Genomic DNA, 14,490 nt, shown 5'->3' on the forward strand with positions numbered 1-14,490 from the left:
TCCTGGAAGGCTCATGGCGGCAGAATCGAGGAGACGAGGAGTTGGGTGTAGGGCTCGCGGGGATCGTCGAGCACCTGATCGGTGAGGCCCGTCTCGATGACGCGGCCGCCCTTCATCACCATCACGCGGTGCGACAGCAGGCGCGCGACCGCGAGATCATGGGTGACGATGATGACCGCGAGATGCAGCTCGGCGACCAGGCTGCGCACGAGGTCGAGCAGGCGGGCCTGCACGGAAACATCGAGGCCGCCGGTCGGCTCGTCCATGAACACCAGCCGCGGCTCGGTGACCAAGTTGCGGGCGATCTGGAGACGCTGGCGCATGCCGCCGGAATAGGTCCGCGGCGCATCGTCGATGCGTGCGATGTCGATCTCGACGCGGGTCAGCCAGTCCGACGCGGTATCGCGGATGCGACCGTAGTGATTCCAGCCCACCGCCATCAGCCGCTCGCCGACATTGGCGCCGGCCGAGACCGCCATGCGCAGTCCCTGCGCGGGGTCCTGGTGGACGAAGCCCCAATCGGTGCGGAACAGGAAGCGTCGTTCGGCCTCGCCCAGCGTGGCGAGATCGCGGGCGACGCCGTCGCGCATCCGATAGGACACCTGGCCGCCGCTGGCCGCGAGCTGGCCCGACAGGAGCTGCAGCAGGGTCGATTTGCCCGAGCCGGATTCGCCGACGATTGCCAGCACTTCGCCGGGATAGAGCGAGAACGAGACATCGCGGCACGCGGCGATGCGGCCATAAGATTTGCTGAGCGACTCGGCAACGAGCAGTGGCTCGTCATTCTCGAGCATGTCTTGATCAGCCATTCGATGCCTCCTGCGCCTTGTCCTTGTACGGCGCGGCGCTGAGGCTGCCGTGATGGCCGGCGGCCTGGCGGCCCTCGCAATAATCGGTGTCGGAGCAGACGAACATGCGCCCGCCCTTGTCGTCGGTGACGATCTCGTCGAGATAGGAATTTTCCGCGGCGCACAGCGCGCAGGGCGCATTGAAGCGATAGGGCTCGAAGGGATGGTCCTCGAAGTCGAGCGACACGACTTGCGTATAGGGCGGGATCGCATAGATCCGCTTCTCGCGGCCGGCGCCAAACAATTGCAGCGCCGGGCAATTGTCCATCTTGGGATTGTCGAATTTCGGCGTCGGCGACGGGTCCATGACATAGCGCGCGTTGACCTTCACCGGATAGGCATAAGCCGTCGCGATGTGGCCGAAGCGGGCGATGTCCTCGTAGAGCTTCACATGCATGAGGCCGTATTCGGCGAGCGCGTGCATGCGCCGCGTTTCGGTCTCGCGCGGCTCGAGGAAACGTAAAGGCTCCGGGATCGGCACCTGATAGACCAGAACCTGATTTTCGTGCAGCGACGTCTCCGGAATGCGGTGACGGGTCTGGATCACGGTCGCATCTTCAGTCGCCGTCGTCGTGGCGACGCCGGCGGTCTTGGCAAAGAATTTGCGAATCGAGATCGCGTTGGTGGTGTCGTCGGAGCCCTGGTCAATCACCTTCAGCACGTCCTGCGGCCCGAGGATCGCAGCGGTGACCTGGACGCCGCCGGTGCCCCAGCCATAGGGCATCGGCATCTCGCGGCTGGCGAACGGCACCTGATAGCCGGGGATCGCGATCGCCTTGAGGATCGCCCGGCGGATCATCCGCTTGGTCTGTTCGTCGAGATAGGCGAAATTGTAGGCGGGCGCGTTCATTCCGCGGCCTCCTTCATGGCGTCGGGCGCATTGGCATCAGTGAATTCCCTGCGCAGCTTGCGCAACAGGCCGAGCTCGGACTGGAAGTCGACATAATGCGGCAGCTTGAGATGCTCGACGAAGCCGGTCGCCTGGACGTTGTCCGAATGCGACATCACGAATTCCTCGTCTTGCGCCGGGGCGAGTGCCTCCTCGCCGAGCTCGCGGGCACGCAACGCGCGGTCGACCAGCGCCATCGACATGGTCTTGCGCTCGCTCTGGCCGAAGGCGAGGCCATAACCGCGCGTGAAGCACGGCGCTTCGGTCGCGGAGCCCTTGAACTGGTTGACCATCTGACACTCGGTGAGCTCGATCGAGCCGAGCGGCACGGCGAAGCCGACGTCTTCAGCCGAAAATTCGACCTCGACCTCGCCGAAGCGAATCTCGCCGGCAAAGGGATGGTTGCGCCCGTAACCACGCTGGGTGGAATAGCCCATCGCCAGCAGAAACCCTTCGTCGCCACGCGCGAGATTTTGCAGGCGCAGGTCACGATCCGCCGGAAAGTTCAGCGGCTCGCGGGTGAGATCGCCGACGCTGGCGCCCTCTTCCGCTTGCGGCGAGGATTCGATCAGCCCGTCGCGGCCGAGAATGTCGGTCACCCGCGGCGTCGGCGCCGTGGATGCTTCGGCCGTCGCCGGCGCTTCCGGCACAAAGCCCTCGGCGAGCGAGGGATCGAGCAGGCGGTGGGTATAATCGAAAGTCGGGCCGAGGATCTGGCCCCCGGGAATGTCCTTGAAGGTCGAGGACACCCGCCGCTGCACCCGCATCGCGCCGGTCTCGACCGGCTCGCTGGCGCCGAAGCGCGGCAGCGTGGCGCGGAAGGCGCGGACCAGGAAGATCGCCTCGATCAGATCGCCGCGCGCCTGCTTGATGGCGAGCGCCGCGAGCTCGCGGTCATAGAGCGAGCCTTCGCTCATGACGCGGTCCACGGCGAGGCCGAGCTGCTCGGAGATCTGGTCGAGGGAAATTTCCGGCACGCTTTGGTCACCGCGCCGCGCACTGGCGAGCAGGCGATGGGCGTTCTCGATGGCGCGCTCGCCGCCTTTGACTGCGACATACATAGTTAGCTTCCCTTGCTCACGACACGCGTGGTGCGCGGGATCGCAACCACGGCGTCATCGGCGACCAGCACCACATCGACGCCCCGCGGAAACAGCGTTTCGTTGACGCGCAGGCGCTCGAACAGGTCGAACGGCTTGATCGACGCCTGGAGCGTCGCGACGCCGTCGATCCCGGGACCACGCAGCTCGAAGCTGCGCCCCGAATCCAGGTTCTCGACCTGAAGGATCAACGTCGTCGACCGATCCGGATATTCGCTGGTGCCCAGCGCGAAGCGCTCGAGCGAAGGCAGTTCCCCGCCGTCGCTGATCAGGGCGAAGCTCGCGATCGAGGAATCCTGCACCACCGGCGCGCCGGTGTGGAATTTCAGCCATTTCATGACGTCTGTGCTTTCCGACATGCGCGCATCGAGCCAGAGCGGCGTGTCGTGATCGAACAGCGTCAGCGCGATCGCGGCCGTGCCGCGCATCATCGTCTGAGGCGCTCCTGATGTCGGCACGATGCGCTGGACCGAGCCCGGCCGCGCCATCGCGTCCATGACCGAGCGAAAGGTCGATTGCGCCGACAGCACCTTGTCGGCGAACCCCGGCGGCAGTTCCGCAATCGTGGTCATGATCTCACCCTTCACCGCGCACCATGGTGTAGAAATCAACCTTCGTCGCAGCGGTCTCGGCCGCCACCTGCTTGCGCCTGATCATCAGCTGCTCACGCAATGGCGCGATGATTTCCCGCTCAACCGCGCCACTGAAATCACTGGACTGCACCAGCGCATCGCACAGCGCGATCAGCCGCGCCTTCTCACCGTCGCGACCGAGCGTGTAACCGAAGCCGACCTCGCCGCTCGCAAGCCGCACCGCAGCGCGCGACACCGCGGCTTCGCCGAGATTGAACGGCGCACCGTCGCCACCGACGCGGCCACGCAGCATGACGAGGCCGTTTTCCGGCGCACGCAGATCCTGATGCGCCGGCAGGGCGAGAGCGCGGAGGCGAGCGGCGATCTCGCCCGCCTCCGCGTGCGCCAGCACGGCCATTGCGGCCTGGCGCTGGGCTTGCTGATTGTTGTGCTGGGTCACCAGATCCACCGAACTTTTCTGCAGAACTTGCCGAATCCAAGTTGTCTATGATACTAGACAACTTGATACCGGAGCGCCATGACTGTTTCGTGACAAAGGCGTGATTTCTGGAGTAGCTTGCCGGCCACATGAGCATGCAGGACACAGCTTCCTCCGGCGTCGCGTTGTGGCGCCTCGTTGCCGACGGCATCGAGCGCGGCATCGCCGACGGCCGCTTTGCGGCCGGCGACAAGCTGCCGGGCGAGGTGGAGATCGCCGAAACCTATCGCGTGAACCGCCACACCGTGCGGCGCGCGCTGGCAGCGCTTGCCGAGCGCGGCATCGTGCGGGCCGAACGCGGCAGCGGAACCTATGTCGAGGCGCAGAAGCTCGCCTATCCACTGCGCTCGCGGACCCGTTTCTCCGAGATCGTCGGCGCCGACGGCCGCGAACCGCATGGCCGGTTGATCGAGGCGTCCGATGATGTCGCGACCCGCGAACTCGCGCGCGAACTTGGATTGAAGGCCGGCGCACCGTTGGTGCGGATCGAGGCGATGCGCCTCGCCGACCGCACGCCGATCTGCGTCTCCACGACGTGGCTGTCGGCGCAGCTGTTCCCGGGTGCGGGCGAGATCTTTGCCGCGACCCGCTCCATGACGAAATTGCTCGAGCATTACGGCGTCCGCGACTATCGCCGCGGCGCGACCCGGATCACCGCCGGCATTGTCGATGCAACCGACGCCGCACGGCTCGATCTGGCGCTGGGACGGCCGATCCTGGTGGTCGACGCCACCGACCACGATCTCGACGGTAAGCCGCTGGTGACCAAGCATTCGCGCTTTGCCGCGGAGCGGGTGGAGTTTCTGGTGGAGAACGGGTGAGCGGGCTGTTCTCCGCCCCTCTCCCCTAAGAGGAGAAGGAAGAAAGTTACGCCACCGCCCTTCGGCCGATGATCGCGAAGCGGAGTTTGCCCGAGACGAAATCGATCGCGGCGACCGCGACCAGGATCATCAGGATCAGAAACGACACCTTCTGCCATTCCAGCACGCGAATCTGCTCGGCGAGCTGGAGGCCGATGCCGCCGGCGCCGACGATGCCGATGATGGTGGCCGAGCGCGTGTTGGATTCGATGAAATAGAGCACCTGCCCGGCGATCACAGGCAGGACCTGCGGCAGCAGGCCGAAGCGAATCTCGTGCAGCGCGCTGCCGCCGGAGGCGCGGATGCCCTCGACCTGCTTCTGGTCGGCGCCCTCGATCGCCTCCGAAAACAGCTTTCCGAAGGCACCGAAATCCGACACGGCAATGGCGAGCACGCCGGCAAACGGGCCGAGCCCGACCACGTTGATCCACACCAGCGCCCAGATCAGCGTGTCGACGCCGCGGATCGAATCCAGGAAACGTCGAATCGGGAAGCGCAAAATGCTCGACGGCACGACGTTACGCGCGGCAAGCAGGCTGACTGGCAGCGCGAACACGGCCGCAAGCGTCGTGCCGAGCAGCGCGATCGACAGCGTCTCGCCCAGCGCCTTCAGATAGATCGGCAGCGACGAGCCGGGATCCGGCGGGATCATCATCAGGCTGATCCAGCCGAGCTGGCTGAGCCCCGCGACGAACCGCGACGGCGAAAAATCGAGATCGATGAGGCCATAAACCAGGATCGTGAGCGCCGCGACGATCATCGCCGGCATGGCGAGCCGCGCCGAGGCCGGCCGGTCGAACACATCGGGGTAGCGCGCGCGAAGCGACGCGGTGTCAATGTCCTGCGGCCCCGTCACGTCCGCGCCTCCTTGCCGAACAGTCGGCCGCGCAGCCAGCCGGTGCTGATGTCGATGATGAAGACCGTGACGATGATGGTAAGCAGGATCGCGCTGACGTCGGAGTAGTAGAACTTGCGGATGGCGACGACGAGCTCCTGGCCGATGCCACCGGCGCCGACGAAGCCCATCACGGAGGCCTCGCGGACATTGATCTCGAAACGCAGCAGCGCGTAGCTGGCATAGCCTGCCGTGACCTGCGGCAGGATGGCGAAGCGCATGCAGGAGAGCCAGCTCGCGCCGGTCGAGCGGACGCCTTCGACCGGTTTCATGTCGGCGTTCTCGACGATCTCCGAGAACAGCTTTCCGAGCGCGCCGGTGGAGTGAATCGCGATCGCCAGCACGCCCGCCATCGGTCCGAGGCCGAACGCGATCACGAAGATCAGCGCAAACACGATGCCGGGCACCGTGCGCGCGAATTCGAGCAGACGCCGCACCACGAAACGCACCCAGGGCGCGGGCGAGGTGTTTTCAGCCGCGAAGAAGTTCAGGCAAAAAGCAAAAGTCGCGCCGATCAGTGTGCCGACATAGGAGATCAGCAGGGTCTCGCCCAGCATCTTCAACCATTTGCGCCAGCCCCAGAGCCATTCGCCGACATCGGTCCAGACCCGCTGGCCGGTGTCGAGTGTGAGGATGCGGTCGAAATAGCTGATGAAATTGCCGTAATGGGCGAACAGCGTGCGCAGATTCACTTCCGCGCCGATCGCCGCGAGAAGCAGTGCTGCGGCGAAGATCACGACTCCAAAGAGGAGTCGGAGCCGCTTGCGCGCGACCGCCTGGCGATAGGCGGCGTTGAGCACGGCGAGCTGCTGCTCGGGAAGGATCGAAACCGCGACGGTCATCTTGGCCAGGAAAAATGGTCAATCAAAGAGAAAGAGCCGGGTCCATCGACCCGGCTCCAGTGCGTCGTCCCGAAACTCAGGACGCCTTCTTCTTACGCAGCGCATCGACGAACTTGATCAGCTCGATCGTGCCATCCCAATCCTTGGTGGTCGCGGGATGAAACCCCTTCTTCTGGCCGTCCTGGAGGCGATCGAACGCAGCCTTGTCCTTGGCCGGCGCGTCGAAGAACGCCTTCGCGATCGCGGCCTTGGCCTCTTCCGGCAAATCGGAATTGTAGGCATAGGGACCGTTGATGATCGGCGCCGACTTGTGGATGATGCGGAAATCGTCCTTCTTCATCGCCGAGCCGTCGGCATTCTTCAGCATGCCCTTGGTCAGCATCTGCGCCAGCGTCGAATCGTCGTCGCTGGTCCACTGGTTGGCGGCAACGTCGACCGTGCCCTGCGCCAGCGCCAGGATCGCGTTCTCATGGCTGCCGGTGAAGACGACCTTGCTGAAATAGGTGTCGGCATCGGTGATGCCCATCTTGTCGAGCTCGAAGCGCGGCACGTTGTTGCCGGAGGTCGAGTTCGGGTCGACCAGGCCGAGGTTCTTGCCCTTGAGCTGGTCGATGCTCTTGTAGGGGCTGCTCGCCTTGACGAAGAACGCCGAGTAATAACCAGTGGAGCCGTCGGCGTTGATGTCGTTGGCGAAGGCGTCGGTCTTGACGCCGGTGAGGCGGGCGCGGGCGAACGACGCCGAGCCGTAGCTCGCGATGTGGATGTTGCCGGCGCGCTGGCCTTCGATCACGGCCGCGTAGTCGTTGGCGATGCGCAGCGTGACCTTCACGCCCAGTTCCTTGGACAGGTAGCTCATGAACGGCGCCCAGCGCTCGGTCACGCCCGAGGCGTTTTCCGCCGGAATGACCGCGAAGGTCAGCTCGGGATATTTGGCCTTCCAGTCCTCGGCGGAGGCTGAAGTCGTGAACGCGAGCGCGGCGGCGCCGGCAAGAATCAATCTGCGAGTGATCATGATACCCTCTTCATCGGTTGGGGTCGGTTGACGCAAAACTGGTGACTATTGATGCGGCGCGGCTCAGGCGGCGGCCGCCGTTCCAAGCGCCGGAATGCCCTCTCGCACCGGCGCAGGCATGCCGCCCATGACATCGGCGGCTTCGAGATCGTAGAGCTCGCGCGCAACGTGCTCGGTCAACTCCGCCGGCGCGCCGTCGAACACCACGCGACCCTGCGCCATGCCGATCAGGCGGTCGCAATAGCTGCGCGCCAGGTCGAGCGAATGCAGATTGCAGAGCACGGTGATGCCGAAGTGCTTGTTGATCCGCAGCAGGGCATCCATCACGATCTTGGTGTTGCGCGGATCGAGCGAGGCAATCGGCTCGTCGGCGAGGATGATGTCGGGCTGCTGCACCAGCGCCCGGGCGATCGCGACGCGCTGCTGCTGGCCGCCGGAGAGCTGATCGGCGCGCTGGGCCGCGAGCGGGGCGATATCGAACTGTTCGAGCGCGGACATCGCCAGCGCCTTGTCCTGCTCGGGCCAGGTCTGCGACAGCGAGCGCCAGGCCGGCATCGTCGCAAGCCGACCCATCAGGACGTTGGTGAGGACATCGAGCCGGCCGACCAGATTGAACTGCTGAAAGATCATCGCCGAGCGCGCCCGCCACTGCCGCAGCTCCTTGCCGCGCAGCGCCGTGACGTCGAGGCCGTCGAACAGGATGCGACCCTGCGAAGGGGTCGCGAGACGGTTGATGGTCCGCAGCAGGGTCGACTTGCCGGCGCCGGACCGTCCGATCACGCCGACGAAACCGCCGGGAGAAACTTGAAACGAGGCATCGTCCACCGCGGCTTTCACGCCGAAGCGACACGTCAGACCTTCAACCACCAGCATGCAGGGCTCCAGAGTAGCTGGGACCCACCGCTAACGCCGGCGCTTGACACTTGTGTGACACGGACATTGCGGTGCGGCGATCCTACACACCTCATCCACTGTTCATCCCCTGTCATCACGTCGTCATGACATTGTCATCAAGCCGCTCGAAGAGAAACGCCCGCCCTCTCGTTCGGATGCAACATGGCCGCCAAAGCCCTTTCGGTCCAGCCGACCATCGATCCCTCGGCGACGCTGCACGACACCAGGCTTGGAGCCTACACCGAGGTCGGTGCGCGCACGATGCTGCACGAGGTGACGATGGGCGATTACTCCTATGTCGTGAACGACGCCCAGATCACCTACACGACCATCGGAAAATTCTGCTCGATCGCGGCGATGACGCGAATCAATCCGGGCAATCACCCGATGCACCGCGCCACGCAGGCGCACTTCACCTATCGTTCGAGCGCCTACTTCGAAGGCGAGAGCGACGACACGGAATTCTTCGACTGGCGGCGCCAGCACCACGTCCATATCGGCCACGACGTCTGGATCGGCCATGGCGCGATCGTGCTGCCGGGCCGCAACATCGGCACCGGCGCGGTGATCGCGGCCGGCGCCATCGTCACCAGGGACGTGCCCGCCTACACCATCGTTGCCGGCAATCCGGCGCGCATCGTTCGCCGGCGATTCTCGGAAGACGTCGCCGGACGGCTCGCCAGCCTCGCCTGGTGGGATTGGGATCACAACAAATTGCGTGCAGCATTGCCCGATTTCCGCAAGCTCGGCATTGAAGATTTCCTCACGACGTATGAAGCACGAGCGAATTCTCTCAAGGGTCCTCTTGGCAGCAAATCAAGCGCGGTCGCGTGACAGACATTTTTCTTGAGGGGGGCCGGACCCTGATCGGCTCCGAGCTGGTGGAGACGTCGCTTGCGTTGTCCGGACAGGACATCGCCGAGATCGATGCGTCTCGCGGGCGGGCCCGGCTTGCGATCGACGCGCGCGATCTGCTGGTCCTGCCGGGCATCGTCGATCTGCATGGCGATGCCTTCGAGCGGCAGATGATGCCGCGCGCCGGGGTCGACTTTCCGATCGACGTGGCGCTCGCCGACAGCGACCGCCAAGCGATCAGCAACGGCATCACCACCGTGTTTCACGCCACGACCTGTTCGTGGGAGCCGGGCCTGCGCAGCGCCGACAATGCGCGCGGCCTGATGGAGGCGATCGAACGGCAACGCCCGCAATTCGCCGCCGACACCCGCTTTCACCTGCGCCACGAGACCTACAATCTCGGCGCCGAAACCGAGATCAGCCAGTGGCTCAGCGAGGGCCGCGTCGACCTGTTCGCCTTCAACGACCACATGGACGGCACGGTCGGGGACATGGCCAAGCCCCGCAAGCGCAATCGCATGGTGGAGCGCACCGGACTGTCGAGCGAGGAGTTCGACCGCCTCGTCGAGCGTGTGCTCTCCCGCGCCAGTGAAGTGCCGGCTTCCGTGTCACGGCTGGCCGCGGCGGCACGCGCCGCCGAGGTGCGGATGCTCTCGCATGACGATGCGACGCCGGTGATGCGCCAGGGCTTTCGCGCCATGGGCGTGGCGATCGCAGAGTTTCCGGTCAACGAGGAGACGGCGCGGGAGGCGGCAAGCCACGGTGACGCCATCGTCTACGGCGCGCCGAACGTCGAGCGCGGTGGCAGCCACACCGGCTGGACCAAGGCATCCGACATGATTGCCAAAGGGCTCTGCTCAGTGCTGGCCTCGGACTATTACTATCCCGCGCAGCTGCTCGCTGCGTTCCGCCTCGCCGCCGATGGCGTGCTGCCGCTGACCAAGGCCTGGAACCTGGTCTCCGCCGCGCCCGCGCGCGCGGCCGGCCTTGCCGATCGCGGCGTGCTCGCGGAAGGCCGACGCGCGGACATCCTGCTGGTCGACGACAGCGTGCCGCTGCGGCCGCGGCTGATCGCCGTGATATCAGGCGGCAAGCTCGTGCATCTCACCGACGCGACGCGGTTGCTCGGCATGGCAGCTACCCCGCGCGAAGCTGTCGTCGCGGCATAAACCCGCTATGCTCGGACGATGACAAGTTTCCCCCGCTACGCGATCTATTTTGCCGCAGGCGTCGACAGCGCCCTCACCCGCTTCGGCGCGGAGTTGCTCGGCTACGATGCCTATACCGGCAACGAGCTGCCCTTTCCCGCTGACGCATCGCGTCCCGCGCCGGACTGGCGCGACATCACCGCCGATCCCCGCAAGTACGGTTTTCACGGCACGCTGAAGGCGCCGATGGCGCTCGCGCCGGACAGGACAGAGGCGGAGCTCTTGGCGGCCTGCGCGGCCTTCGCCGGCGAGGCGCGGATGATCCCGGTGATCCGCCCGGTCGTCGATGCCATCAGCGGCTTCATCGCGGTCATTCCGGCCGAGCCGGTCGATGCGCTCCAAGAGCTCGCCGCCGATTGCGTCCGTGCGTTCGATGGCTTTCGCACCGCCCTGACGGCAGAGGATCGCGCGCGTCGCAAGCCCGAGAAGCTCAACGAGCGACAGCGCGACTATCTCGATCGCTGGGGCTACCCTTACGTGATGGAGGAATTCCGTTTCCACATGACGCTGACGGGGCGGCTTAACGCGGAGCGGCGCGGGCCGATTCTGCAGATGCTGCGGGAAAGGTTTGCTGCTCTCGGTCTCAAGACGCTTGCGATCGATCGCGTCGCGCTGTTCAAGCAGGATGACGCCAAAGCTCGCTTCCGCATCATCGGCGAGTGGGCCTTGACGCAGTAAGCGTCAGTGCCAGCTCGCGAGATAGAAGCCGAGCGCCACAACGCCAACCAGAATGAGGCTGGTCGACCAGATTACATCCAGATTGAACCAGCTTCGCGAGACGAACCTCAATCCCAGATGGCGGTAGACCAGCCATGCCAGGCATCCGCCGGCGCTGACCATGGCGGCAACGTGCACCAAAGACACCAGCACCGCCATCCCGAGACTCGCCTTCATCAACGCGCCGGCGGCCTCATGGCCGGCATCGAGTTCGAAGGCCTGGCAGAGCCCGAGATAGATCGGCACGAGCATCAAGGCGGCGCCATGAGCAATGGCAACGGCAAATGACCAGAGCGCCAATTGCGTCGGCGGAATTCGTGCCAGCGCGCGCGGATGGCGCCGCTCGACCAGCCGATAGACGCCGAAGCCGATGAGGAGAAGGCTCGCGCCGAGCTGGATCGAGCGCTGCCACTCGGCCAGCACGAGCAGGAGCGCGAATGGCAGCAGTACGAGAAGTGTTGCCAGGAGATGTCCGGCCGCCAGAGCCCACAACGCACGAAAGAGCGCGCGCGGGCTCTTGTCCATGAGCCCGGCCGAAACGGCGAGCGGCCAGCCCATTCCCGGATTGACCCCGTGATAGAGACCGCTCGCAACAAGAGCGAGCCACAGCCAGCCCTGGCTCGCGTGTGCCCAATCTAGGCCGACGGGTAGCAAAAGGAGTCCGTCGAACAATCGCCGCCCTCCAGCCTAATCTGGTGCGCACGATATCCGTCGGGGAAGCTCACGAAGTAGTTCTTGTCGAGCTCGAGGCCACCATTGTGACCGACATTGGCCATGACTTCCACACCCGGAACGCCATCGGGATAGAACTGGTCATCCCAGGTGGAATAGAGCGAATTGGTCCAGTACACCCGCCTGCCGTCCCGGCTGATCTCGACCATCTGCGGACCGGCCGCAAATGCCTTGCCGTTCGGATGGGGGGTGCGGCGCGCGATGCCGCCGATGTGAACCGAGCCCGCAAGCTTCGGCTTTCGCGGATCACTCACGTCGTACTGGCGCATTTCACCCGTGCCCCAGCACGAGACATAGAGAAAACGATCATCCATCGACAGATCGATGTCGGTCACCAGCGGCGGCACGGCGCCAAAGCCCTGAAGCAGCGGCGGGAGCTTCTCCTTTGGCGCAGGCTCGGGAGGGATCGTCGCCGTCTTCTCCGCATGGAATTTCCCGCCTTCGCGCCACCAAGTCCAGATCGATGCTTCGAGATTCGTGGTGTCGACCACAACGCCTACGAAGCCGTATTCGCGAACCGGATCGTGCGCCGGCCGTACCTCCAGCGCCATCTGATGATTGGCGCCGAGGTCGATAGTCTGCACGTTGCGACGGGCGCGAAGATCCCAGAAGTGGAGACGATGGCCATATTTGTTCGCCAGCAGATCTTCCGCGACGATCCCGTTCTCGAACTGCGGCGGCAACGCCCATTCACTCGTCACCATGTAGTCGCGCGGCAGGTTCCACCAGAAATCATAGTGCAGCGTCTGCGGACCGCGGTCGATCTCCCATCGTCCAAGGACCTCGAACGTCTCGCAATCCATGATGAAGACGCCTGGAGGCCCGTTGGTGCCGTCCTTGCCGCCGCCGCCGAGCGTGCTCACATAGACGCCGTCCGGCCCGCAATGGATGGTGTGCGGCCGCGAATAGCCGGTCTTTTTGAAGACTTCCTCGGGCTCGATGATCTTGTGGATTTTGGCTTTGGTCGGATCGGGCTTGGTATCGATGATGTAAATCCGCGACGAGCGCAGCCCGGGGATGATGAGATAGCGCCGCTCGATGAAGGCATGCCCAGTGAGCGGCGACAAGGCGGAGGAGCAGGCATTCCAGCCGAAGTGATGAAACTCATCGCCCTTGTTGGGCATCGTCACGGTGTGGACGATCTGGCTGTAGGTCGGCGATCCCGGCTTGACGTCGATGACCGCGAGAGCATCCGGTTTTGAAAAATCCGGACTGAGCAGCAACGTGTAGGCAAAGTTCTCGGCAGCTGCTTCCATCGCAAGCTTGGGCGATGCGTGAAAGGTGGGATCCGGCCTCATCGTCATGGCACTGCCTTCCTGTTTCGTTGGTTCGCACCAACCTGCTTCGGAATAGCGGCATAATGAAGAGTTGTTGCTCGATGTCTCGATATGCTCCGCGGGCCTGGTTGGCGAGCGTACAATATGTCATCGCCGGGCTGCGCGAAACCGCCCGAACCGCGTTAATTCGACGCTTTCAGCCGGATGGAAGCTGGCGGGATCAGGCCAGGGCGCGCACCTCACACCGTGCATCACACTCAGTGTCGTCCCGGCCTAGTGCGCAATCGCGCACGGGAGGCGGGACACATAACCTTCGGGCGCGCTTGTCCAGGACGCCGGCAGAGGCTACTTCCCCCACCTCAACGCCAGCGCATCGCGCTCCTTGGCCAGCTCCAGCAGCCCTGCCCGCGTCGCCGGATGCAGCGGTTGCAACGGATGCCGCACCGTGTCCGACTTGATCACGCCGCCGGCCTGCATCATCGCCTTGCAGGCGATCAGGCCGCACTGGCGGTTTTCGTAGTTGATCAGCGGCAGCCAGCGTTCGTAGGCGGCTTTCGCCTCTTGGCGTTTGCCGGCGAAATAGGGATCGACGATCTGGCGGATGCCGTCGGGGTAGCCGCCGCCGGTCATCGCGCCGGTGGCGCCGGCATCGAGATCGGCGAGCAGCGTGATCGCTTCCTCGCCATCCCAGGGACCCTCAATATCGCTGCCGCCGGCCTCGATCAGGCTGCGCAGCTTTGACGCGGCGCCCGGCACCTCGATCTTGAAATAGCGGATGTTGGAGAAGTCGCGCGCCAGCCGCGCGAGCAACTCGACCGACAGCGGCGTACCGGCGACAGGCGCATCCTGGATCATGATCGGAATATTGATCGCGCCCGACAGCACCTTGAAGAATTCGACGACGCCTTTCTCGGGTACGCGGAAGGTTGCGCCGTGATAGGGCGGCATGACCATCACCATGGCGGCACCGGCCGCCTCGGCCTGCTGGCTGCGCGCGGCGCAGACGGCCGAGCTGAAATGCGTGGTGGTGACGATCACGGGAACGCGGCCCGCGACATGCTCCAGCACCGCATGCATCACGGTCTCGCGCTCGGCATCCGTGAGCACGAACTGCTCGGAAAAATTGGCGAGAATGCACAGACCGTTCGAGCCTGCGTCGATCATGAAATCGATGCAGCGGCGCTGTCCGTCGAGGTCGAGCTCGCCGCGCGCGTCGAAGATGGTGGGTGCGACCGGGAACACGCCGCGATAGGGGCGCTGGGCCTTGTGTTGGGGCGTGACCGGCATCGA

General features: G+C 64.8%; 16 protein-coding genes. 4 read left to right on the plus strand and 12 right to left on the minus strand.

Features of this window, described 5'->3' with window-relative positions; translation table 11 throughout:
• Positions 1–11 precede the first annotated feature (11 nt).
• Genes phnK through phnG form a run of 5 tightly spaced genes read right to left on the minus strand, consistent with a single transcriptional unit; the run spans position 12 to position 3,878 of the window.
• Complete coding sequence (phnK, locus tag AC0L3P_RS12475; RefSeq protein WP_275174028.1) at positions 12–809, minus strand: phosphonate C-P lyase system protein PhnK; 798 nt, start codon at positions 807–809, stop codon at positions 12–14.
• Entirely contained in the window at positions 802–1,698 is an 897-nt protein-coding gene (locus tag AC0L3P_RS12480; RefSeq protein ID WP_473302061.1) for an alpha-D-ribose 1-methylphosphonate 5-phosphate C-P-lyase PhnJ, read from the minus strand. Before AC0L3P_RS12480 ends, phnK begins: the two co-directional genes overlap by 8 nt.
• Positions 1,695–2,798: a carbon-phosphorus lyase complex subunit gene (locus AC0L3P_RS12485; RefSeq protein ID WP_275174031.1), complete on the minus strand. Its 1,104-nt coding sequence runs from the start codon at positions 2,796–2,798 to the stop codon at positions 1,695–1,697. Before AC0L3P_RS12485 ends, AC0L3P_RS12480 begins: the two co-directional genes overlap by 4 nt.
• Before the next feature lie 2 nt (positions 2,799–2,800).
• Positions 2,801–3,409 carry a phosphonate C-P lyase system protein PhnH gene (gene phnH / locus AC0L3P_RS12490; protein ID WP_275174033.1) on the minus strand — a complete coding sequence of 203 codons (609 nt, stop codon included), beginning with the start codon at positions 3,407–3,409 and terminating at the stop codon, positions 2,801–2,803.
• Positions 3,410–3,413: 4 nt separating this feature from the next.
• Positions 3,414–3,878, minus strand: a complete 465-nt coding sequence (phnG, locus tag AC0L3P_RS12495; protein WP_473302062.1) for a phosphonate C-P lyase system protein PhnG — start codon at positions 3,876–3,878, stop codon at positions 3,414–3,416.
• A gap of 119 nt (positions 3,879–3,997) precedes the next feature.
• Here phnG and phnF point away from each other — a divergent pair, with 119 nt between their 5' ends.
• A complete protein-coding gene (phnF, locus tag AC0L3P_RS12500) occupies positions 3,998–4,729 on the plus strand; it encodes a phosphonate metabolism transcriptional regulator PhnF (protein WP_473302063.1) in 732 nt (243 codons plus the stop codon).
• Between the two features lie 46 nt (positions 4,730–4,775).
• Here the strand turns inward: phnF and phnE (AC0L3P_RS12505) are convergent, their stop codons facing one another.
• The 4 genes from phnE (AC0L3P_RS12505) to phnC form a co-directional block, all read right to left on the minus strand.
• Complete coding sequence (phnE, locus tag AC0L3P_RS12505; RefSeq protein ID WP_473302064.1) at positions 4,776–5,624, minus strand: phosphonate ABC transporter, permease protein PhnE; 849 nt, start codon at positions 5,622–5,624, stop codon at positions 4,776–4,778.
• On the minus strand, positions 5,621–6,505 hold the full coding sequence (gene phnE / locus AC0L3P_RS12510) for a phosphonate ABC transporter, permease protein PhnE (protein WP_473302065.1): 885 nt from the start codon (positions 6,503–6,505) through the stop codon (positions 5,621–5,623). The genes phnE (AC0L3P_RS12505) and phnE (AC0L3P_RS12510) overlap by 4 nt, the downstream gene beginning before the upstream one ends.
• 76 nt (positions 6,506–6,581) lie before the next feature.
• Positions 6,582–7,517, minus strand: coding sequence for a phosphonate ABC transporter substrate-binding protein (gene phnD / locus AC0L3P_RS12515; protein ID WP_473302066.1), 936 nt, complete (start codon positions 7,515–7,517; stop codon positions 6,582–6,584).
• A gap of 63 nt (positions 7,518–7,580) precedes the next feature.
• Positions 7,581–8,390: a phosphonate ABC transporter ATP-binding protein gene (gene phnC / locus AC0L3P_RS12520; protein WP_354062722.1), complete on the minus strand. Its 810-nt coding sequence runs from the start codon at positions 8,388–8,390 to the stop codon at positions 7,581–7,583.
• Positions 8,391–8,573: 183 nt separating this feature from the next.
• Between phnC and AC0L3P_RS12525 the strand changes: the two genes are divergently transcribed.
• Genes AC0L3P_RS12525 through AC0L3P_RS12535 form a run of 3 tightly spaced genes read left to right on the plus strand, consistent with a single transcriptional unit; the run spans position 8,574 to position 11,152 of the window.
• Complete coding sequence (locus AC0L3P_RS12525) at positions 8,574–9,245, plus strand: LbetaH domain-containing protein (protein WP_473302067.1); 672 nt, start codon at positions 8,574–8,576, stop codon at positions 9,243–9,245.
• Positions 9,242–10,435 carry an alpha-D-ribose 1-methylphosphonate 5-triphosphate diphosphatase gene (locus tag AC0L3P_RS12530; RefSeq protein WP_473302068.1) on the plus strand — a complete coding sequence of 398 codons (1,194 nt, stop codon included), beginning with the start codon at positions 9,242–9,244 and terminating at the stop codon, positions 10,433–10,435. The genes AC0L3P_RS12525 and AC0L3P_RS12530 overlap by 4 nt, the downstream gene beginning before the upstream one ends.
• An 18-nt stretch (positions 10,436–10,453) precedes the next feature.
• Positions 10,454–11,152, plus strand: a complete 699-nt coding sequence (locus tag AC0L3P_RS12535) for a DUF1045 domain-containing protein (protein ID WP_473302069.1) — start codon at positions 10,454–10,456, stop codon at positions 11,150–11,152.
• 3 nt (positions 11,153–11,155) lie between these two features.
• Here the strand turns inward: AC0L3P_RS12535 and AC0L3P_RS12540 are convergent, their stop codons facing one another.
• From AC0L3P_RS12540 to AC0L3P_RS12550, 3 genes are all read right to left on the minus strand, one after another.
• Entirely contained in the window at positions 11,156–11,749 is a 594-nt protein-coding gene (locus tag AC0L3P_RS12540; RefSeq protein WP_473302096.1) for a hypothetical protein, read from the minus strand.
• A gap of 77 nt (positions 11,750–11,826) precedes the next feature.
• The gene (locus tag AC0L3P_RS12545; RefSeq protein ID WP_354062714.1) at positions 11,827–13,227 is read right to left on the minus strand and encodes a selenium-binding protein SBP56-related protein; all 1,401 of its coding nucleotides are present in this window, start codon (positions 13,225–13,227) and stop codon (positions 11,827–11,829) included.
• Between the two features lie 318 nt (positions 13,228–13,545).
• Positions 13,546–14,487 (minus strand): dihydrodipicolinate synthase family protein, encoded by a 942-nt coding sequence (locus AC0L3P_RS12550; RefSeq protein ID WP_354062712.1) that lies wholly within the window; start codon positions 14,485–14,487, stop codon positions 13,546–13,548.
• Positions 14,488–14,490 lie beyond the last annotated feature (3 nt).

It is taken from the genome of Bradyrhizobium sp. WSM4874 (genome assembly GCF_055811835.1).

Excerpts from the sequence above, each read along its gene's own strand:
- phnK (WP_275174028.1), bottom strand. The coding sequence starts at position 809 with ATGGCTGATCAAGACATGCTCGAGAATGACGAGCCACTGCTCGTTGCC.
- AC0L3P_RS12480 (WP_473302061.1), bottom strand. The coding sequence starts at position 1,698 with ATGAACGCGCCCGCCTACAATTTCGCCTATCTCGACGAACAGACCAAG.
- AC0L3P_RS12485 (WP_275174031.1), bottom strand. The coding sequence starts at position 2,798 with ATGTATGTCGCAGTCAAAGGCGGCGAGCGCGCCATCGAGAACGCCCAT.
- phnH (WP_275174033.1), bottom strand. The coding sequence starts at position 3,409 with ATGACCACGATTGCGGAACTGCCGCCGGGGTTCGCCGACAAGGTGCTG.
- phnF (WP_473302063.1), top strand. The coding sequence starts at position 3,998 with ATGAGCATGCAGGACACAGCTTCCTCCGGCGTCGCGTTGTGGCGCCTC.
- phnE (WP_473302065.1), bottom strand. The coding sequence starts at position 6,505 with ATGACCGTCGCGGTTTCGATCCTTCCCGAGCAGCAGCTCGCCGTGCTC.
- phnD (WP_473302066.1), bottom strand. The coding sequence starts at position 7,517 with ATGATCACTCGCAGATTGATTCTTGCCGGCGCCGCCGCGCTCGCGTTC.
- phnC (WP_354062722.1), bottom strand. The coding sequence starts at position 8,390 with ATGCTGGTGGTTGAAGGTCTGACGTGTCGCTTCGGCGTGAAAGCCGCG.
- AC0L3P_RS12525 (WP_473302067.1), top strand. The coding sequence starts at position 8,574 with ATGGCCGCCAAAGCCCTTTCGGTCCAGCCGACCATCGATCCCTCGGCG.
- AC0L3P_RS12535 (WP_473302069.1), top strand. The coding sequence starts at position 10,454 with ATGACAAGTTTCCCCCGCTACGCGATCTATTTTGCCGCAGGCGTCGAC.
- AC0L3P_RS12540 (WP_473302096.1), bottom strand. The coding sequence starts at position 11,749 with ATGGGCTGGCCGCTCGCCGTTTCGGCCGGGCTCATGGACAAGAGCCCG.
- AC0L3P_RS12545 (WP_354062714.1), bottom strand. The coding sequence starts at position 13,227 with ATGACGATGAGGCCGGATCCCACCTTTCACGCATCGCCCAAGCTTGCG.
- AC0L3P_RS12550 (WP_354062712.1), bottom strand. The coding sequence starts at position 14,487 with ATGCCGGTCACGCCCCAACACAAGGCCCAGCGCCCCTATCGCGGCGTG.